The organism is Citrobacter amalonaticus Y19 (assembly GCF_000981805.1).
Classification (GTDB): domain Bacteria; phylum Pseudomonadota; class Gammaproteobacteria; order Enterobacterales; family Enterobacteriaceae; genus Citrobacter_A; species Citrobacter_A amalonaticus_C.
Genome location: NZ_CP011132.1, coordinates 4,140,838 through 4,162,047, shown reverse-complemented (window position 1 = coordinate 4,162,047; position 21,210 = coordinate 4,140,838). Strand labels below are relative to the sequence as shown.

Sequence of the window (21,210 nt, the reverse complement as noted above, 5' to 3'; positions counted from 1 at the left end):
AAAATAGCCGTCACGGCTTGATGACCGCGAGGGGACGCAATTCTACAGAAGAGTGTGGGTCTCTGCCAGTTGGCTGATTGCGAGGCGTCACGCAAAGCTCAAGCGTGCCGGATGTCGGACAAGGCGGGTTATCGTAGAATCTGCCCCAAGCCGGGAGATCCGGTGAGGCGCAACGTTGCGGGGGCTTGATCCCTGGCGGCGTGAGTTGCTGGAAAGAGAAAACCCCCGCACGTTGTTTGGTAAAAACCTGGCAACTAAACGGGGGCTAAACTTGAACCTGAACAACTCAAGGATAGCCGCGAACGGTTGCCATTGCAACACAGGCGGCGATATGACGCTGACTCAGTTAGGCATTGCCTTCTGGCACGATTTAGCGGCTCCAGCCATTGCCGGTATTATTGCGGGAATGGTCGTGAACTGGCTACGTAACAGGAAGTAATGCGCTAATGGGCGTCTGCCTGCCGCAGTGGCAACATGCGCCCGAACCAGGCCGCAAGGGCGATCCTTGCGGCCTTCTTCGTTATTGCGGATACGGCACCCAGTCGCCACCGTTCAGGCGGACGTACGGTTTGTCCTGATACTGAATAACGACCGCGTTGGCGTTTTCCGAAACCGCCGCCGTCTGCGGCAGGTTGCTGGTGAGTTTCGCCCAGTCCACGCTGTCTTCGGTGAAGATCTTGCCGTCAAGCACGCGTACCACCAGGTCAGAAATTGCCAGGTAGCTGCTTGGCTGGTTAATGACAATCGGCGCACCCTGATGCGGCGCTTTCATACCGAAGAATTTTATCCCTGCCGGGACATTCGTGATCGACGGGCTCGGGATATCACGCAGACCAGAGACCTGCATTCTGTCGCCTTTCAAGGCTCCGCCGTGTTCTGGAACAACCACAACCATCACCTTACGCCCCGATTTCTCCAGCTCAGTGAAGAACGCGTCCAGCTCATCAAAGAATTTTTGTGCGCGGGCTTTGTAATCCGCCGTTTTGCTGACGCCCGGATAGTGGTTACCGTCGTGGAGCGGCAGCGTGTTGTAGAAGGTGGCACTGCGGGAATCCTTATCTTTCTCCGTGGTCTCCATCCAGCGTTGCAGCACGGCGGTGTCGTCATAAACCGGAGAACCATCAAAGCCCAACAGCGGTGCGGGTAAGCCCTTCTGATCCATCAGCTCAGCCTGCATCCCGCCGTTTTCACGGACTTCTTTCAGGAAGCCGCCGAACTCGCCGTTATGCCCCATCATCAGATGCTGCGTGAAACCCAGTTTTGACAGGTTATCAAACAGATAACATTCGTTGCCTGCCGGCTGGTACAGATTGGTGTGCGAAGGCTGTCCACAGCTGGCGCGTAACAGACGAATCGCCGCCGGGCCGCTATACGAAGTGGCAGAATTGAAGTGCTTAAACTGAATATCAAAATGTGACCACAGCGGGTGCGACATCAACCCTGCGGCTTCAATATCGGACCAGGAGAGTGAGCAGATGTTGATGACCAGCAGCTCAAACGGCTGCGCATCCGCAGGAAGCGCTGACGGGAAAGGCGTTTTGCGCTTGGCTTCCGCATTGTAGAACGTGTTCAACCATGCGTTGAGATTCGCCGACGTCGGCGGCGCGGTCTGCGCCGGGATATCACCGACGACCGGCGTTCCTCCGGCGGTTGCGACCGTTTCTGCCGCCGTACCGCCCGTGGTAGTCACCGTAGTCGTCGGCTGGCCCGCTGGCCACAGAGAGAAACTGGGGCCTGCCAGCGTCAGGACGTTCAGCCAGACCAGGATCGCCACCACGAAGACGGTCACCCGAATCCATTGTGACAAAAACAGCCACGCGACCAGCAGGACAAACACGGCGCCTATCATCTGCCAGTTGATAAAGCGGGTGGCAAGATCCAGTAAATAGTCCGCGCTAAAGCCGGCCACCTGCGAGCCCTGGCTCATAATGCTTTCCGGACCTGGCAGCCAGGTGTCGTGCCAGAACAGACCAAAACCGATCGGAATGGCTATCCAGTGACGAATGCGATGCAGGCTGTAACGCGGAATAGGCATCAGCAGGAAGGCCATAAAGACCAGGTTCAGCAGCGGGTGAAAATTAAGATAGCCCGCCCAGAGCAGGCCGAACTTCACCAGAAAATAGAAGTTCCAGCCAGAAAGGCCGCGCCAGTATTGCCAGAGTGGTGAAGGCAGTGATGCATTTTGCGTTTGTTGAGTCATTTTTTCGTTGCCCTGGAAATCACCGTGCGGCGCAAGGTTCCGGCCGGTTTAACATAACGAGGTTTTGCAAATAACAGCCGGGTCGTATTGCTGATCCGGCGTAATGAATGACGCGCCAGGTACCCCAGCGGGAAGAAAATCAGCGCACAAACAACAATGATTTGCAGGATATCGCTGATGGTCATCATGATGAACGCTCCGTTTCATCGTCCAGTAAGCGTAGCGGGTGTGGAATGCGACGCCACGTCTTGCCGTCATGCTCGGCATTAAGGACCGGTTTCACATTTTGGGTCAGTGGCAGTGGTTGTCCCCACTGTTCTGGCGCCAGTAGGCGCATCTGCACCAGTTCAGCGCTGATGAGATTATCTTCAAACCAGACCATGCGATTAGAAAAGAGATCGCCGGTCGGGAGTGGAAAGATATGATTGAGCGCGGTATCGAGATCGTTCACGCGGCAAAACGACAAGAACAGCACCAGACGGTTGCCGCCAATCGTGACGATATCGCCGGTACGGTGCGGACGACACATCGTTAACGCTTGCTCAACACGGATACCCGGAACGGGTCGCAACGCGACCATCACCCCTTTCCCGTCAGCAGGCAGCAGGGTGTTGCTCATCATGTTATTCACTGCTTCACAGAACACGTCCCACTTCTGGAAACCGCGCAGTTTCATCGGCTGGGTCATCGACAGTAGCGTCGTGATGTCTTCTGGCACGTAGCGACTAAATTGCTGACCCTGAACGCTTTCAATCAGCGTCAGACAACGTGAGAGCGGGGCGTTCCACGGAATCACCATATTGGCGCCGCAGCCTAACAGCAGACGTTCGTCGGTGGCGCGCAGGCTGGCGATGTTTTCCCGCACGAGGATTTTCAGCGCGCTTCCCCGCTGGCGACGCAGGGTATGAATGCTACGCGCCATGGGTTCAATCTGGCTGTTTTGCTGAAGCGAGAAGATCAACGTTGCCGCCTGGGCAGTACGCGCCTCATTGAATAAAGCTTCGTTGTTATCGAATAATTTCCAGTGTTCGGAGAGCGGTGGTGCCCCCTCCAGCACGGCGACATTACTCAGGATCTGTTTTTCATCACTACGGGGTTGGATTTCAGCTTCTTCTTTCTGTGCCAGTTCCCACTGACCGTCATGATGGTGGATGGTGAGTTGCTGACGAGCGCTGACGCCTTTCTCGTTGCACCAGAAGGCAATATCAAACAGATGCTGATCGCCCTGATAATGCATGCTGGCGAGACCATACAACGAACGATATTCCCCCATTAAAAGAGAGAATTGTTTATCGTTATTATTCCCGGGGTTAAGCACCACTACAGAACAGTGATGGAGACGCGTCCATTTATTCATTTTGTCCAGCCACAGACGCAAACGTTCAGCTGGTATATTTTGCCAACTGTTATTTTCGCAAATAAGAATGAATAAGTAATGCGTCGGATCCAGAGAACAGAGCAAATCGCGGGTCATAAAGTATAGACCCTTCTCAGAATTTGGCATAGAAAATAGCTGAATTTTTTCCGGGCCGTGAGATTCATCTAATTTGAATATTTTTCCGGGATCGCTGCCCATAGAAATGCCCGCGACTTTTGCAGTCCCGGTCTGAAAAGCAATCGTTTGATTCGCCAGACTGATAGCATCTTCAATGCGATCAGTGTTAATCCACCAGACTCCACCGGCTGGCATATGGCGTAGTTCATCCCATAATGATGAGATGCCAATTGAAAATACAGGGTCCACAGCGTTCCTCGGGTCGCTATTTTATCTGTTTATCAGTTTACTAGCGAAAGCCAGGAAATAAACCTAACATTGAAATTAAAACGTATCAGATTTAGCATGTGAATCGATTTGGCGAGTAAGAAGCCTTGTAACATCGGCCTTTCCGATTCCATGACGCGTATTCTCACGAAACAACAAGTCAGAAAATGAGCAACATTTGACCTCGCCGAATTTCGGTGAGAATGAAGCGGAATGCGAAAAGAAAAAAATGTTTGAAGCATGGCGAGTCTATTCAAAGGGATAAAACGAAATGTCTGACAACGAACCCGGCACGCAAACTGATTCAACATTGGGCTATACCTTTCAAAACGATTTCCTGGCATTAAGCCAGGCTTTTTCATTGCCAGAATTTGATTACACCGATATTTCCCAACGCGAACAGCTAGCCGCCGCGATTAAACGCTGGCCGCTATTGGCTGAATTTGCGCAACAACAATAAGGGAGCCATGAATGGCCATTCTGGGACTTCAGGGCATACGAGGCGGGGTAGGCACGACGTCGGTCGCTGCTGCGCTGGCCTGGTCATTGCAATTACTCGGGGAAAACGTCCTGGTTGTTGATACCAGCCCCGATAATTTGTTGCGCCTGTCATTCAACGTCGATTTCAGCCATCGTGACGGCTGGGCCAGAGCGATGCTCGATGGTCGTGACTGGCAGGAAGGGGGGATGCGCTATACCTCGCAACTTGATTTACTGCCGTTTGGTCAACTGACGGCTCAGGAACGGGAATACCCCGACCGCTGGCTGGAACAACTGGGCGGCATCGCAGCGGGCATTCGTGCTCTGAAAGAGAGTGGTCGATACTCGTGGATTTTACTGGATCTGCCCCCGGGGTGCGCGCCGTTGACCCGGCAACTGGTCAATGAGTGCGACCATACGCTGACGATTGTCAACGCCGACACCAACTGCCATGTCCGTTTGCATCAGCAGTCGCTGCCGGCGGGAGCGCATATTCTGATTAATGATTTACGCGTTGGCAGCCAGTTGCAAGACGATCTCTACCAGGTCTGGCTACAGAGTCAGCGTCGTCTGCTGCCGATGGTGATTCATCGTGATGAAGCCGTGGCGGAGTGCATGGCGACAAAACAGCCTTTGGGTGAATACCGCAGCGACTCGCTGGCTGCAGAAGAAGTGTTGACGCTGGCAAACTGGTGTTTATTACATTACTCAGGCCATAAAACCCCTGTCGGGAGCGCATCATGAGTGTCCTGTCCCGGTGGTTGCTTATCCCACCGGTCAGCGCCCGTTTAAGCGAGCGCTATCAGGGTTATCGTCGTCATGGCGCGTCGCCTTTAAGCGCGGCGCTGGGCTGCCTGTGGGTGATTCTCGCGTGGGTCTTCATCCCGCTGGAACATCCGCGCTGGCAGCGGATCCGTGCCGAACGTAAGGCGCTCTATCCCCATATTAACGCCGCGCGACCGCGTCCTTTAGATCCTGCCCGTTACGCTATTCAGACGCTCTGGCTGATGGCGACCTCGCCACGTCAGGAGACGACGCAGCCCCGCTGGCAGACCGTTTCCCGTCTGCAAGGCTTCATAACGCGTTACCATAAGTGGATGGACGCGCTACCGGGACGCGTGACGCAGAACACCACGCATCTGGATAAACAAAAAGAGCTCGGCCATCTGAGCCCTGGCGCGCGTCGCTTTATCATCGGGATTATCGTCACCTTCTCGTTGATTCTGGCGCTGATTTGTGTGACTCAACCGTTTAACCCGCTGGCGCAATTTATCTTCCTGATGCTGCTGTGGGGCGTTGCGCTGATCGTGCGCCGCATGCCGGGGCGCTTCTCTGCGCTGATGCTGATTGTCCTGTCGCTGACGGTATCGTGCCGTTATATCTGGTGGCGCTATACCTCCACACTGAACTGGGATGACCCGGTGAGTCTGGTCTGCGGACTGATCCTGCTGTTTGCCGAAACCTACGCCTGGATTGTGCTGGTGTTGGGCTACTTCCAGGTCGTCTGGCCGCTGAACCGCCAGCCGGTTCCGCTGCCAAAAGACATGTCGCTGTGGCCGACGGTCGATATCTTCGTGCCGACCTACAACGAAGACCTTCACGTGGTGAAAAACACCATTTACGCGTCGCTGGGTATCGACTGGCCGAAAGATAAGCTCAATATCTGGATCCTTGACGATGGCGGACGTGAAGAGTTCCGCCAGTTCGCCCAGACCGTGGGGGTGAAATATATCGCCCGTACCACCCATGAACACGCCAAAGCCGGGAACATTAACAACGCGCTGAAATATGCCAAAGGCGAGTTTGTCTCGATCTTTGACTGCGACCACGTGCCGACGCGTTCGTTCCTGCAAATGACGATGGGCTGGTTCCTGAAAGACAAGAATCTGGCAATGATGCAGACGCCGCACCACTTCTTCTCGCCGGACCCGTTTGAACGTAACCTCGGGCGTTTTCGCAAGACGCCGAACGAAGGCACGCTGTTTTACGGTCTGGTGCAGGACGGTAATGACATGTGGGACGCCACCTTCTTCTGCGGCTCCTGTGCGGTGATTCGCCGTAAACCGCTCGATGAAATCGGCGGCATTGCCGTTGAAACCGTGACTGAGGATGCGCATACCTCGCTGCGTTTGCACCGTCGCGGTTATACCTCCGCGTACATGCGTATTCCGCAGGCGGCGGGGCTGGCGACCGAAAGTTTGTCTGCTCACATCGGTCAGCGTATTCGCTGGGCGCGCGGGATGGTACAGATTTTCCGTCTCGATAACCCGTTGACCGGCAAGGGGCTGAAGTTCGCCCAGCGATTATGTTACGTCAACGCCATGTTCCACTTCCTGTCGGGTGTTCCACGGCTGATCTTCCTGACCGCCCCGCTGGCGTTCCTGCTGCTGCATGCCTATATCATCTATGCGCCAGCGCTGATGATTGCGCTGTTCGTCCTGCCGCACATGGTCCACGCCAGCCTGACCAACTCGAAAATTCAGGGTAAGTATCGTCACTCTTTCTGGAGTGAGATCTACGAAACGGTGTTGGCCTGGTATATCGCGCCGCCGACGCTGGTGGCGCTGATCAACCCGCATAAAGGGAAGTTCAACGTCACCGCGAAGGGCGGGCTGGTCGAAGAAGAGTATGTCGACTGGGTGATTTCCCGTCCGTACATCTACCTCGTGCTGATTAACCTGTTCGGCGTGGCGGTGGGCGTCTGGCGTTACTTCTACGGGCCGGAAAATGAAATGCTGACTGTTATCGTCAGCCTGGTGTGGGTGTTCTACAACCTGATCATCCTCGGCGGCGCGGTGGCGGTGTCGGTAGAAAGTAAGCAGGTTCGCCGCTCACACCGTGTCGAAATTTCCATGCCGGCGGCAATTGCCCGTGAAGACGGACACCTGTTCTCGTGCACCGTTCATGATTTCTCCGACGGTGGTCTGGGGATCAAGATCAACGGTCAGGCTCAGGTGCTGGAAGGGCAGAAGGTAAATTTACTGCTCAAACGCGGTCAGCAGGAGTATGTCTTCCCGACGCAGGTGGCGCGCGTTTGGGGTGAACAGGTGGGGCTACAACTGATGCCGTTAACCACCAAACAACATATCGATTTTGTGCAGTGTACGTTTGCCCGTGCCGATACATGGGCGCTCTGGCAGGACAGCTATCCGGAAGATAAGCCGCTGGAAAGCCTGTTGGATATTCTGAAGCTGGGTTTCCGTGGCTATCGCCATCTTGCGGAGTTCTCCCCGTCTTCGGTCAAAATAATTTTCCGGTCTCTGACTTCTCTGGTTTCCTGGGTTGTGTCGTTCATTCCACGTCGTCCGGAGCAGGACGAGGTGGCGGTGCAACAGCCGGATCAGGTTATGGCTCAACAATGATGATAACGCGATGAAAAGAAAACTTTCCTGGATTGGTGCAGTGGTTATGGGGATGAGCGCAATCCCTTCTTTCATGACGAATGCGACGCCTGCAACGCAGCCACTGATGAATGCTGAGCCAACGGTGGTCCCGGCTGCGGCCGAACCTGCACAGGCAGAGGCAAATCAGCCGGTGGGTCAGGTGATGCCGGGCGTACCGGGAGCGGATGCGCCGATTGTGGCGCAGAATGGCCCTTCCCGTGACGTGAAACTGACGTTTGCGCAGATCGCGCCGCCGCCGGGCAGCATGGTGCTACGTGGCGTGAACCCAAACGGAAGCATTGAGTTTGGCATGCGCAGCGATGAGGTGGTCTCCAGAGCCGTACTGAACCTGGAGTACACGCCGTCGCCCTCACTGCTGCCGGTACAGTCGCAGCTCAAGGTCTACCTGAATGATGAGTTGATGGGCGTGCTGCCGGTCACCCAGGAACAGCTGGGTAAAAAGACGCTGGCGCAAATGCCGATCGACCCGCTGTTTATCACCGATTTCAACCGCGTGCGGCTGGAGTTTGTCGGCCACTACCAGCAGATTTGTGAAAACCCCGCCAGCAGCACGCTGTGGCTGGACGTTGGGCGCAGCAGCATGCTGGACCTCACCTATCAGACGCTGGAAGTGCAAAACGATCTCTCGCACTTCCCAATACCGTTCTTCGATCCGCGTGACAACCGTGCGGTAACGCTGCCGATGGTCTTTGCCGGGGCGCCAGGCGGAACCCTGCAACAGGCGGCGTCGATCGTTTCTTCCTGGTTCGGTTCACGGGCGGGCTGGCGGGGTCAGCACTTCCCGGTGTTGTACAACGCGCTGCCGGATCGTAATGCGATCGTCTTTGCCACCAACGACAAACGTCCTGATTTCCTGCGCGAACATCCGCCGGTGAAAGCGCCGGTGATCGAAATGATCAGCCATCCGAATAACCCTTATGTGAAACTGCTGGTGGTGTTCGGTCGTGACGATAACGATCTGCTGCAGGCGGCGAAAGGGATTGCTCAGGGCAATATCCTCTTCCGCGGTAGCAGTGTGGAAGTGAACGACGTGAAGCCGCTGTTGGCGCGTAAACCGTACGATGCGCCAAACTGGGTGCGTACCGATCGTCCGGTGACCTTCGGCGAACTGAAAACTTATGAAGAGCAACTGCAGTCCACCGGGATGGAACCTGCCGCCATCAACGTCTCTCTGAACCTGCCGCCGGATCTCTATCTGCTGCGCAGTACCGGTATTGATATGAACCTCAATTACCGTTACACCACGCCGCCGACCAAAGACAGCTCGCGCATGGATATCAGCCTGAACAACCAGTTCCTGCAAGCCTTTAGTCTGACCAGCAATGAGAAGAGCAATCGTCTGCTGCTGCGTCTGCCGGTGCTGCAAGGGCTGCTGGACGGGAAAACGGATGTCGCCATCCCGGCGCTGAAGCTGGGTGCGATGAACCAGTTGCGGTTTGACTTCGAGTACATGAACCCGATGCCGGGCGGCTCGATTGATAATTGTATTACCTTCCAGCCGGTGCCGAACCACGTGGTGATTGGCGACGACTCCACCATCGACTTCTCGAAGTACTACCACTTCATTGCGATGCCGGATTTGCGTGCGTTTGCGAACGCGGGCTTCCCGTTCAGCCGTATGGCGGACCTGTCAGAAACCATCACCGTGATGCCGAAAACCCCGAACGAAGCGCAGATGGAAACCCTGCTCGACGCGACCGGGACTATCGGTGCGCAAACCGGTTTCCCGGCGATTAACCTGACCATCACCGATGACAGTAGCCAGATTCAGGGCAAAGAAGCAGACATCCTGATTATCGGCTCGATCCCGGACAAACTGAAAGACGACAAGCGTATTGACCTGTTAGTTCAGGCAGCGGAGAGCTGGGTGAAAACCCCAATGCGCCAGACGACGTTCCCGAGCATCATGCCGGATGAAGCCGATCGCAAAGCGGATGCGCAGGCGACGGTGACGTCAAGTGGACCGATGGCTGCGGTCATCGGCTTCCAGTCACCGTTCAACGATCAGCGTAGCGTGGTGGCACTGCTGGCAGACAGCCCGCGTGGCTATGAATTACTGAATCAGGCCATCAATGACAGCGGTAAACGGGCGACGATGTTTGGTTCCGTCTCCGTGATCCGCGAATCTGGCGTAAGCAGTTTACGCGTCGGCGATATTTACTACGTGGGCCACCTGCCGTGGTTTGAACGTCTGTGGTACGCGCTGGCCAACCATCCGGTGCTGTTAGCGGTACTGGCGGCCATCAGCGTGGTGTTACTGGCCTGGGTACTGTGGCGTCTGCTGCGCATCATCAGTCGCCGCCGTCTCGATCCGGATCATGAGTGATGAATAATGAACGCGTTGCGTAGTGGGATAGTCATGGTGTTAATGCTGGCCGCGCTGAGTGTACAGGCGGCCTGTACCTGGCCTGCATGGGATCAATTTAAAAAGGATTACATCAGCCAGGAAGGGCGGGTGATTGATCCCAGCGATGCACGCAAAATCACCACCTCGGAAGGGCAAAGTTATGCGATGTTCTTTGCCCTCGCCGCTAACGATCGCCAGACCTTTGATGCGTTACTGGACTGGACGCAGAACAACCTCGCGCAAGGGTCGTTGCAGGAGCATCTACCCGCCTGGCTGTGGGGACAGAAAGATCCTTCCATCTGGGCGGTGCTGGATAGCAATTCCGCTTCTGATGGCGATATCTGGATCGCGTGGTCGCTGCTGGAGGCGGGACGCTTGTGGAAAGAACCGCGCTACACCGACATCGGCAAAGCCTTGCTGAAACGGATTGCCAGCGAAGAAGTGGTGACGGTGCCGGGGCTGGGCTCGATGCTGCTACCCGGCAAGATTGGTTTTGCTGAAGCCAACACCTGGCGCTTCAATCCAAGCTATCTGCCGCCGCAACTGGCGCAGTATTTCACCCGCTTTGGCGCGCCGTGGTCGACCCTGCGCGAAACCAACCAGCGACTGCTGTTAGAAACGGCCCCGAAAGGTTTCTCGCCGGATTGGGTCCGCTACGAGAAAAACAAAGGCTGGCAACTGAAGCCAGAGAAAACGCTGGTCAGCAGTTACGACGCGATTCGCGTCTACCTGTGGGCGGGCATGATGCATGACGGCGACCCGCAGAAAGCGCGGCTGCTGGCAAAATTCAAACCGATGGCCACCCTGACAACTAAAAACGGTCTCCCGCCGGAGAAAGTGGACGTCGCCAGCGGCAAAGCGCAGGGCAATGGCCCGGTGGGCTTTTCTGCGGCCTTACTGCCTTTCCTGCAAAACCGCGACGCACAAGCGGTGCAGCGACAGCGCGTGACAGACCACTTCCCTGGCAGCGATGCCTACTATAGCTACGTGCTAACCCTCTTCGGAGAAGGGTGGGATCAGCATCGTTATCGCTTCACCGCTAAAGGTGAGCTATTACCTGACTGGGGCCAGGAATGCGCAAGTTCAAATTAAGTTTACTCGGGGTCTCACTCGGCATTGCCCTGATGCCCTTTGCCGACGCGGCGCCGTCGGCGCAACAGCAGTTGCTGGAGCAGGTGCGGCTGGGGGAAGCCACGCACCGTGAAGATCTGGTGCGTCAGTCACTCTATCGCCTCGAATTGATTGACCCGAATAATCCGGATGTGGTCGCCGCCCGTTTTCGCTACCTGCTGCGTCAGGGCGATAACGACGGCGCGCAGAAGCAGCTTGAAAGACTTTCTCAGTTAGCGCCGAGCTCCAATGCCTATCAATCTTCCCGCACGACCATGCTGTTGGCGACGCCGGAAGGACGCCAGTCTTTGCAACAGGCGCGTCTACAGGCGACGACCGGGCATGCTGAGGAGGCGGTTGCCGCCTACGATAAGTTGTTCAAGGGCAACCCGCCGGAAGGCGACCTGGAAGTGGAATACTGGAGCGCGGTGGCCAAAATTCCTGCCCGCCGCAATCAGGCTATCAATCAGTTGAAGGCGATTAACACCCGCAGTCCGGGCAATAACACGCTGCAAAATACGCTGGCGCAGTTACTGTTTGATAACGATCGCCCGGACGAAGGCTTTGTGATTCTGGAGCAGATGGCGAAATCCAACGCCGGGCGCAATGCCGCCGCGAATATCTGGTACACCCAGATTAAAGATCTGCCGGTCAGCGACGCCAGCGTGAAGGCGCTGCAAAGATACCTCACGGTCTTCAGTGAGGGGGACAGCGTAGTCGCTGCGCGCAGCAAGCTTAGCGAACAGCAAAAACAGCTCTCCGATCCGACATTCCGCGCGCGTGCGCAGGGTCTGGCGGCAGTCGAAGCCGGACAGGGCGGACAGGCTATCTCAGAACTACAGCAGGCGGTGAAAGCAAACCAAAGCGACAGCGAAGCCGTGGGCGCGCTGGGACAGGCCTATTCTCAGCGTGGCGATCGCGCCAGCGCCGTTGCGCAGTTTAAGAAAGCGCTGGCGATGGATCCGCAAAGTGGGAGCCGCAGCAAGTGGGAAAGCCTGCTGAAAGTGAACAGCTACTGGCTGGCGATTCAGCAGGGCGACGCCGCGCTGAAAACCAACAATATTGACCAGGCGGAACGCCTCTATCAGCAGGCCAGAAACATCGACAATACCGATAGCTATGCGGTACTGGGGCTGGGTGATGCGGCAATGGCGCGCAAAGATTATCCGGCTGCCGAGCGCTACTATCAGCAGACGCTGCGCATGGACAGCGGCAACACCAATGCCGTACGCGGTCTGGCAAACCTCTATCGCGCGCAGTCGCCGGAGAAAGCCTCCGCGTTTATCGCCACCCTCTCTGCCAGTCAGCGCCGCAGCATTGATGATATTGAACGGGGTCTGGAAAACGATCGCCTGGCGCAGCAGGCCGAAACGCTGGAGAACCAGGGCAACTGGGCTCAGGCGGCGGAACTGCAACGCCGTCGACTGGCGCTGGATCCGGGCAGCGTCTGGATAACCTATCGTCTGTCACGCGATCTGTGGCAGGCCGGACAGCGCAGCCAGGCTGACGCACAGATGAGTGCGCTGGCGCGTCAGAAACCCAACGACCCGGAACAGGTTTATGCGTATGGGCTGTACCTGTCCGGCAATAATCAGGATCGGGCGGCGCTGGCGCATATCAACAGCCTGCCACGCAGTCAGTGGAACAGCAATATTCAGGAACTGGCAGACCGGTTGCAGAGCAACCAGGTGCTGGAAACGGCTAACCGCCTGCGCGACAGCGGCCGGGAAGCCGAGGCCGAAGCGCTGTTACGCCAACAGCCCGCGTCGACCCGTCTCGACTTAACGCTGGCCGACTGGGCACAGCAGCGCGGGGAATACAATGCGGCGCGAGGCTCTTACGACGCCGTGCTGGCGCGTGAACCGGACAACGTTGATGCAATGCTGGGTCTGACGGAAGTGTACATCGCCCAGGGCGACAAGCCCGCCGCACGAGCGCAATTGGCGAAACTGCCCGCAACGCAGACCCCGTCGATCAACATGCAACGGCGAATAGCGCTGGCGCAGGTGCAGCTTGGCGACACCGCTGCCGCAACACAGACCTTCGCGACTCTGATTCCGCAGGCCAAAGCGCAGCCGCCGTCAATGGAAAGTGCGATGGTGCTGCGTGACGCCGCGAATTTCCAGGCGCAGAGCGGCGAGCCGCAGCAGGCGCTGGATACGTACAAAGACGCGATGGTGGCGTCCGGCATCACGCCAACGCGTCCGCAGGATAACGACACCTTTACCCGTCTGACCCGTAACGATGAAAAAGATGACTGGCTCAAGCGCGGCGTGCGCAGCGATGCGGCGGATTTATATCGCCAGCAGGATCTGAACGTCACGCTGGAGCATGACTATTGGGGATCGAGCGGCACCGGCGGCTATTCTGATCTGAAAGCGCACACCACCATGCTGCATGTGGATGCGCCGTATTCAGACGGTCGCATGTTCTTCCGTACCGATCTGGTCAACATGAACGTGGGCAGCTTCTCGACCGATGCGAATGGCCGCTACGACAATAACTGGGGCACCTGTACGCTGGAAGACTGTAGCGGCAGCCGCAGTCAGTCGGATACAGGGGCGAGCGTCGCCGTTGGCTGGAAGAATGACACCTGGAGTTGGGATATCGGCACCACGCCGATGGGCTTCAACGTCGTCGATGTGGTCGGCGGCGTCAGTTACAGCAATGACATTGGGCCGCTGGGGTATACCCTGAACGCGCACCGCCGTCCGATTTCCAGTTCGCTGCTGGCCTTTGGCGGACAGAAAGATGCGCAGAGCCACAATGGCGACAGCAACGACATTAACACCGGTAAAAAATGGGGCGGCGTCCGTGCCGATGGCGGCGGGATTAGCCTCAGCTACGACAAAGGCGAAGCCAACGGCGTCTGGGCTTCACTCGGCGCCGATCAGTTAACCGGGAAAAATGTTGAGGATAACTGGCGCGTCCGCTGGATGACCGGTTACTACTACAAAATCATCAACGAGAATAACCGCCGCGTGACCGTGGGCCTGAACAATATGATCTGGCACTACGACAAAGATCTGAGCGGGTATTCACTGGGCCACGGCGGCTACTACAGTCCGCAGGAATACCTGTCCTTCGCGGTGCCGGTGATGTGGCGCCAGCGGACGGAAAACTGGTCCTGGGAACTGGGCGGATCGGTGTCCTGGTCGCATTCGCGCACCAAAACGATGCCGCGTTACCCGTTACTGAATCTGATTCCATCGGATTACCGTCAGGAAGCCAGCGAACAAACCAACGCTGGCGGCAGCAGTCAGGGCTTTGGTTATACCGCGCGGGCGCTGATCGAGCGTCGGGTGACCTCTAACTGGTTTATCGGGACCGCAGTGGATATCCAGCAGGCAAAAGACTACGCGCCAAGCCATTTGCTGCTGTACGTTCGCTATTCCGCCGCAGGATGGCAGGGTGATATGGACCTACCGCCGCAGCCGCTGGTGCCTTACGCGGACTGGTAAGCGTTATGATTGCAGGCCGGATACGCGCTGTGCTATCCGGCAGTCAATAATCAGAAAAGTCCTTTTCCGACACAGCCTCTCTCAATGCCGCCGCGATCGGGTATACTCGGGCGGCAATCTGGGATATCCGGGGGGAGACAATATTGCGCGTCAGTCGCTCGTTAACAATTAAGCAGATGGCAATGGTGGCTGCCGTTGTCATGGTGTTTGTTTTTCTGTTTTGCACCGTTTTACTGTTTCATCTGGTACAGCAGAACCGCTATAACACGGCGACACAACTGGAAAGTATTGCCCGTTCGGTACGTGAACCGCTGTCTGCCTCAATTTTAAAAGCCGATATCCCCGGAGCCGAAGCGATTCTCGCCAGTATCAAACCCGCCGGCGTAGTGCAACGGGCCGATGTGGTGCTACCGAACCAGTTTCAGGCGCTGCGCATGAGCTTTATCCCCGAACGGCCCGTGCCGGTGATGGTAACCCGACTCTTTGAACTGCCGGTGCAGATCTCGCTTCCCGTCTATTCGCTTGAGCGTCCTGCGAATCCACAGCCACTGGCGTATCTGGTGCTCCAGGCCGACTCATTTCGCATGTATAAGTTTGTGATGAGCACGCTGTCTACGTTAGTGACCATTTACTTACTTTTATCCCTGATGCTGACGGTGGCCATTAGCTGGTGTGTGAATCGCCTGATTTTGCACCCGCTGCGTAACATCGCCCGCGAGCTGAATAACATTCCGCAACAGGAGTTGATTGGTCATCAGCTGGCATTGCCGCGTCTGCATCATGACGATGAGATTGGCCTGTTGGTGCGCAGCTACAACCTCAACCAGCAACTGGTCCAACGCCACAGTGAAGAACAGACGGACAACGCGATGCGTTTTCCGGTCTCCGAACTGCCGAACAAAGCGTTCCTGATGGGGCTGCTCGAGCAGGTCGTAGCGCGTCAGCAGACCACGGCGCTGATGATTATCACCTGTGAAACGCTGCGCGACACGGCGGGCGTGCTGAAAGAGGCACAGCGGGAAATCCTGCTGCTGACGTTGGTGGAGAAGCTAAAATCGGTGCTGTCGCCGAGAATGGTGCTTGCACAGATCAGTGGTTACGATTTTGCTATTATCGCCCACGGCGTCAAAGAGCCGTGGCACGCGATTACGTTAGGTCAGCAAGTACTCACTATCATTAATGAACGACTGCCAGTGCAGGGGATCCAACTCCGCCCGAGCTGCTGCATTGGCGTGGCGATGTATTATGGCGATCTCAGCGCCGAACAGCTCTACGGACGCGCGGTCTCTGCGGCGTTTACCGCCCGACGCAAGGGTAAAAACCAGATTCAGTTCTTCGACCCTGAGCAGATGGAAGCGGCCCAGAAACGACTGACCGAAGAGAGCGATATTCTCACTGCGCTGGACAACCACCGCTTTGCCCTGTGGTTACAGCCTCAGGTGGAGATGAGCAGCGGCAAGGTGGTGAGCGCCGAAGCGTTGCTGCGCATGCAACAGCCGGACGGAAGCTGGGAATTGCCGGAAGGGCTGATTGAGCGGATTGAGTCCTGCGGCCTGATGGTTACCGTGGGTCACTGGGTGCTGGAGGAGTCCTGCCGCCAGCTCGCAGCCTGGCAGGCGCGAGGGATTACGCTGCCGCTGTCGGTCAATCTGTCGGCGCTCCAGTTGATGCACCCGAATATGGTGTCAGACATGCTGGAACTGTTAAACCGCTACCGAATCCAGCCGGGCACGCTCATTCTGGAAGTGACAGAGAGTCGGCGGATCGACGACCCGCATGCCGCCGTGGCGATACTGCGTCCGTTGCGTAACGCAGGCGTGCGTATCGCGCTGGACGATTTCGGCATGGGTTACGCGGGGCTGCGCCAGCTCCATCACATGAAATCCCTGCCAGTCGACGTGCTGAAAATCGACAAAATGTTTGTCGAGGGTCTGCCCGACGATAACAGCATGATCTCGGCCATTATCCTGTTGGCGCGTAGCCTGAATCTGCAGATGGTAGCGGAAGGCGTCGAGACCGAAGCACAGCGTGAATGGCTGGCGCAGGCGGGCGTTGAAATCGGGCAGGGCTTCCTTTATGCCCGTGCTGTACCCGCAGAAACCTTCGAAGAACGTTATCTGAAGCACAATTGATGTGATTACAATACTTTAAAAAGGTCTGGCTTGTGCGAGCCAGCTCAAGGTTTTTAACATTTTTGTTTCAATTATGATCCTGGTGCATTTCTGCCATGTTGTCTGGGTGTTATTTTAAGGCCGCAGGTTAACCAAAACCTTACAAGACCTGTGGTTTTTACTTCAAGGACACCTTATGAAAATCTCTCTGTTTAAAAGCCTCTACTTTCAGGTCCTGACAGCAATAGCCATTGGTATTCTCCTTGGCCATTACTACCCTGAATTAGGCGCACAAATGAAACCGCTTGGCGATGCATTCGTTAAGCTGATCAAGATGGTCATCGCACCGGTTATCTTCTGTACTGTCGTGACTGGCATTGCAGGCATGGAAAGTATGAAAGCGGTGGGCCGTACGGGTGCGGTTGCGCTCCTTTACTTTGAGATTGTCAGTACGATTGCGCTGATCATTGGTCTCATCATCGTTAACGTCGTACAACCCGGTGCCGGGATGAACGTTGATCCGGCAACCCTTGATGCGAAAGCGGTAGCAATTTACGCCGAGCAGGCAAAAGACCAGGGAATCGTGGGCTTCCTGATGGATATTATTCCGGGTAGCGTCATTGGCGCCTTTGCCAGTGGTAACATTCTGCAGGTTCTGTTGTTTGCGGTGATGTTTGGGTTTGCCCTGCATCGTCTGGGCAGCAAAGGCCAGTTGATTTTCAACGTCATTGAAAGCTTCTCGCAGGTCATTTTTGGCATCATCAATATGATCATGCGCCTGGCGCCAATCGGGGCGTTCGGGGCGATGGCCTTTACGATTGGGAAATATGGTGTCGGTACGCTGGTGCAGTTGGGGCAGCTGATTATCTGCTTCTACATCACCTGCATCCTGTTTGTCGTTGTCGTTCTGGGTTCGATCGCCCGTGCAACCGGCTTCAGCATCTTTAAATTTATCCGCTATATCCGTGAAGAACTGCTGATCGTGCTGGGGACGTCCTCTTCCGAGTCCGCGCTGCCGCGTATGCTCGACAAGATGGAGAAACTCGGCTGTCGCAAGTCGGTCGTGGGGCTGGTTATTCCCACCGGGTATTCGTTTAACCTTGATGGGACCTCGATATACCTGACGATGGCGGCGGTGTTTATCGCCCAGGCCACCAACAGTCATATGGATATCTTCCATCAGATTACGTTGCTGGTGGTTCTGCTGCTCTCCTCTAAAGGGGCGGCGGGCGTCACCGGAAGCGGCTTTATCGTGCTGGCGGCGACCATCTCTGCGGTTGGTCATCTGCCGGTTGCGGGTTTGGCGCTTATCCTGGGTATCGACCGCTTCATGTCTGAAGCCCGTGCACTGACCAACCTGGTCGGTAACGGCGTGGCAACGGTGGTTGTGGCGAAGTGGGTGAAGGAACTGGACCACAAGAAGCTGGACGATGTGCTGAATAATCGTGCACCTGAAGGCAAAACGCACGAAATATCCTCTTAATCTCGACACTTATGACCGCAGTCCCTTGTGGGGCTGCGGGCTCCTGCGCATAATTGACCCCTGGGCCCGAATCCTTCAACATGGAGGTATCGGGTTTATTTCACTTCTTCCGTGACATTTTCATGTTCTTGCGGTCTAACACGAAGTGTTTTTAACGTCATATTCAGGCAAACCCAGCAGGGGTTGTCTTTTTATTACCAGGATTGTTGATCAGGGGTTCACATGCAGGGCACAAAAATTCGACTTATAGCGGGCGGTTTGCTGATGATGGCCACTGCTGGCTATGTGCAGGCAGATGCGCTCCAGCCAGACCCGGCATGGCAACAGGGGACGCTGGCAAATGGTTTACAGTGGCAAGTCTTAGCCACCCCCCAGCGCCCCAGCGACCGTATCGAGGTCCGTCTGCTGGTAAATACCGGTTCGCTCACCGAAAGTACTCAACAGAGCGGTTTCAGTCATCTTATTCCCCGTATTGCGTTAACCCAGAGTGGTGGACTCGATGCCGCACAGGCGCGTTCACTGTGGCAGCAAGGATTTGACCCTAAGCGCCCGATGCCGCCGGTAACGGTCTCTTACGATTCCACGCAGTACAATCTTAGCCTGCCCAATAACCGCAACGATCTGCTGAAAGAGTCGCTGAGCTATCTGGCGAACACGATGGGCAAACTGACGATCACCCCTGAGGTGGTAAACCATGCGCTGAGCACGGAAGACATGGTCACCACGCTGCCCGTCGACACCAAAGATGGCTGGTGGCGCTATCGTCTGAAAGGATCGGCGCTGCTGGGCCATGATCCTGCCGATCCGGTAAAAATGCCGGTGGATGCGGCGAAAGTTCAGGATTTCTACCAGAAATGGTACACCCCGGATGCGATGACGCTGATTGTCGTCGGTAACGTTGATGCGCGTTCGGTAGCCGAGCAAATCAATAAAACGTTTGGTGAACTGAAAGGTAAACGCGAAACGCCTGCGCCAGTGCCGACGCTCTCGCCGTTGCGTGCTGAGGCGGTTAGCATCATGACCGACGCGGTGCGCCAGGATCGTCTCTCTGTGATGTGGGATACGCCGTGGCAGCCGATTCGCGAGTCCGCTGCGCTGTTGCGTTACTGGCGCGCGGATTTAGCGCGTGAGGCGCTGTTCTGGCACATTCAGCAGGCGCTGAGTAAGAACAACGCGAAAGATATCGGCCTCGGCTTTGACTGTCGCGTGTTGTTCCAGCGCGCCCAGTGTGCCGTCAACATTGAATCGCCAAACGACAAGGTCACCGCCAATCTGAGCACTGTGGCGCGTGAACTGGCGAAAGTGCGTGATAACGGCCTGCCGGAAGAAGAGTTCAACGCGCTGGTGGCGCAAAAGAATCTGGAATTACAGAAACTGTTTGCGACCTACGCCCGTACCGATACCGATATTCTGATCGGTCAGCGTCTGCGCTCGCTGCAAAATCAGGTCGTGGATATCGCACCTGAACAGTACCAGCGTTTGCGTCAGGACTTCCTGAACAGCCTGACCGTTGAGATGTTGAATCAGGATCTGCGTCAGCAGTTGTCACAGGATATGGCGCTGATTCTGCTGCAGCCGAAAGGTGAGCCGGAATTCAACATGAAAGAGTTACAGGCGACGTGGGAACAGATTATGGCCCCGGCAGCAGCAGCGGCGACGCCAGTTGAGACGGATGAAGCGCATCCGGAAGTGACGGATATTCCGGCGGCGCAGTAGGGAAATCACAGAATTGCTGAATGTTGCTCGTTTATCAGGCCTACGGAGAAGATTTCTGTAGGCCTGATAAGGCGTTTACGCCAGGTCTTACTGCGGCATGGCGTCGCGTGGGATAATCGCCCCGCGATGCTGAATGACGGTGCTGGCTGTCAGGTGACCCCGTTTGGCGGCTTCGGCGGCATCGCCACCGGTTAAACGAACGGCCAGATACCCGGCGCTGAACGAGTCGCCGGCGGCGGTGGTATCGATCACTTTCTCTTTTGGCAGTTTCACCGCAGGAACGTCGATCGGTTCTTTACCGTCGACAGACACCAGGCAAGAATCCGCACCCCGTTTCACGACCACTTCCTGCACACCCGCGGCATGCGTACGTGCGATCACTTCTTCAACCGGCTTCACGCCCCAGAGCGCATCTTCGTCGTCCAGCGTCAGGAAGGCGATATCGGTGCATTCCAGCATCTTCTGATAAACCTGTTGGGTCTCTTCTTTGCTGGCCCACAGGCGCGGGCGGTAGTTGTTGTCAAAAATGACTTTCCCGCCGTTGGCGCGGCATTCGCGCAGCAGCGACAGCAGTTTGTCACGGCTGGATGGGCTCAGGATCGCGAGGCTGATACCGCTCAGGTAGAGATAGTCAAAGGTCGCCAGTTCTTCGCAAATGGCCGCTGACTGCTCGCTCTCCAGCCAGAATTTCGCCGCCGCTTCGTTACGCCAGTAATAGAACGTCCGCTCGCCGGTGCTGTCGGTCTCAATGTAGTAGAGGCCCGGCAGACGGTTTTCCATGCGCTGCGTCAGCGAGGTATCGACGTTTTCACCGTGCCATGACTCCAGCATCTGCTGGCTGAAACTGTCCGTGCCCAGCGCCGTGACGTAATGCACGGAGAGCGCCGCAGCATCAACCTGGCGGGCAATGTAAACGGAGGTATTCAATGTGTCGCCACCGAATCCGCGCTGAACGTCAGCGCCTTTCTGTGACAGCTCAATCATGCATTCGCCAATCACGGCAATCTTTTTGGACATAGTCGTGAACCTGCTTAAAAAAGTTAGCGTTAGTGTGCGCTGTGGGTGTTGGGTGGTCAATCATATTAAAACAACGTTCCAAAATTTTTTTTGAGCCAGTCCGTATTCTGCATTGATTT

Annotated in this window: 14 protein-coding genes; 10 read left to right on the top strand and 4 right to left on the bottom strand. The window is 56.2% G+C overall.

Translation table 11 applies throughout. From position 1 onward, the window contains the following. Positions 1-331 precede the first annotated feature (331 nt). Complete coding sequence (locus F384_RS19175; protein WP_046491919.1) at positions 332-439, top strand: type I toxin-antitoxin system toxin Ldr family protein; 108 nt, start codon at positions 332-334, stop codon at positions 437-439. Positions 440-520: 81 nt separating this feature from the next. On the opposite strand, the gene bcsG is transcribed toward F384_RS19175, so the two are convergent. The 3 genes from bcsG to bcsE are packed head-to-tail and all read right to left on the bottom strand — an operon-like array spanning position 521 to position 3,944. Then, positions 521-2,200, bottom strand: a complete 1,680-nt coding sequence (gene bcsG, locus F384_RS19170; protein WP_046491917.1) for a cellulose biosynthesis protein BcsG — start codon at positions 2,198-2,200, stop codon at positions 521-523. Then, positions 2,197-2,388, bottom strand: a complete 192-nt coding sequence (bcsF, locus tag F384_RS19165; RefSeq protein WP_042323160.1) for a cellulose biosynthesis protein BcsF — start codon at positions 2,386-2,388, stop codon at positions 2,197-2,199. Before bcsF ends, bcsG begins: the two co-directional genes overlap by 4 nt. After that, positions 2,385-3,944, bottom strand: coding sequence for a cellulose biosynthesis c-di-GMP-binding protein BcsE (gene bcsE, locus F384_RS19160; RefSeq protein ID WP_046491915.1), 1,560 nt, complete (start codon positions 3,942-3,944; stop codon positions 2,385-2,387). Before bcsE ends, bcsF begins: the two co-directional genes overlap by 4 nt. 289 nt (positions 3,945-4,233) lie before the next feature. On the opposite strand from bcsE, the gene bcsR reads away from it, so the two are divergent. The 9 genes from bcsR (at position 4,234) to F384_RS19115 (ending at position 20,074) form a co-directional block, all read left to right on the top strand. Further along, positions 4,234-4,422 carry a cellulose biosynthesis protein BcsR gene (gene bcsR / locus F384_RS19155; protein WP_042323607.1) on the top strand — a complete coding sequence of 63 codons (189 nt, stop codon included), beginning with the start codon at positions 4,234-4,236 and terminating at the stop codon, positions 4,420-4,422. Between the two features lie 11 nt (positions 4,423-4,433). Beyond that, on the top strand, positions 4,434-5,186 hold the full coding sequence (gene bcsQ / locus F384_RS19150; RefSeq protein ID WP_046491913.1) for a cellulose biosynthesis protein BcsQ: 753 nt from the start codon (positions 4,434-4,436) through the stop codon (positions 5,184-5,186). Beyond that, positions 5,183-7,804, top strand: a complete 2,622-nt coding sequence (bcsA, locus tag F384_RS19145) for a UDP-forming cellulose synthase catalytic subunit (RefSeq protein WP_046491911.1) — start codon at positions 5,183-5,185, stop codon at positions 7,802-7,804. Before bcsQ ends, bcsA begins: the two co-directional genes overlap by 4 nt. Before the next feature lie 10 nt (positions 7,805-7,814). Further along, positions 7,815-10,172 carry a cellulose biosynthesis cyclic di-GMP-binding regulatory protein BcsB gene (gene bcsB, locus F384_RS19140; RefSeq protein WP_046491909.1) on the top strand — a complete coding sequence of 786 codons (2,358 nt, stop codon included), beginning with the start codon at positions 7,815-7,817 and terminating at the stop codon, positions 10,170-10,172. Positions 10,173-10,178: 6 nt separating this feature from the next. After that, positions 10,179-11,285 carry a cellulose synthase complex periplasmic endoglucanase BcsZ gene (bcsZ, locus tag F384_RS19135; protein WP_046491907.1) on the top strand — a complete coding sequence of 369 codons (1,107 nt, stop codon included), beginning with the start codon at positions 10,179-10,181 and terminating at the stop codon, positions 11,283-11,285. After that, complete coding sequence (gene bcsC / locus F384_RS19130) at positions 11,267-14,764, top strand: cellulose synthase complex outer membrane protein BcsC (protein WP_046491905.1); 3,498 nt, start codon at positions 11,267-11,269, stop codon at positions 14,762-14,764. The genes bcsZ and bcsC overlap by 19 nt, the downstream gene beginning before the upstream one ends. A 143-nt stretch (positions 14,765-14,907) precedes the next feature. After that, positions 14,908-16,896, top strand: a complete 1,989-nt coding sequence (gene hmsP / locus F384_RS19125; RefSeq protein WP_046491904.1) for a biofilm formation regulator HmsP — start codon at positions 14,908-14,910, stop codon at positions 16,894-16,896. Between the two features lie 175 nt (positions 16,897-17,071). Beyond that, entirely contained in the window at positions 17,072-18,358 is a 1,287-nt protein-coding gene (gene dctA / locus F384_RS19120; protein ID WP_046491901.1) for a C4-dicarboxylate transporter DctC, read from the top strand. 222 nt (positions 18,359-18,580) lie between these two features. Further along, positions 18,581-20,074, top strand: a complete 1,494-nt coding sequence (locus F384_RS19115) for a M16 family metallopeptidase (RefSeq protein ID WP_046491900.1) — start codon at positions 18,581-18,583, stop codon at positions 20,072-20,074. Between the two features lie 87 nt (positions 20,075-20,161). On the opposite strand, the gene F384_RS19110 is transcribed toward F384_RS19115, so the two are convergent. Further along, the gene (locus F384_RS19110; RefSeq protein WP_046491897.1) at positions 20,162-21,091 is read right to left on the bottom strand and encodes a sugar kinase; all 930 of its coding nucleotides are present in this window, start codon (positions 21,089-21,091) and stop codon (positions 20,162-20,164) included. Positions 21,092-21,210 lie beyond the last annotated feature (119 nt).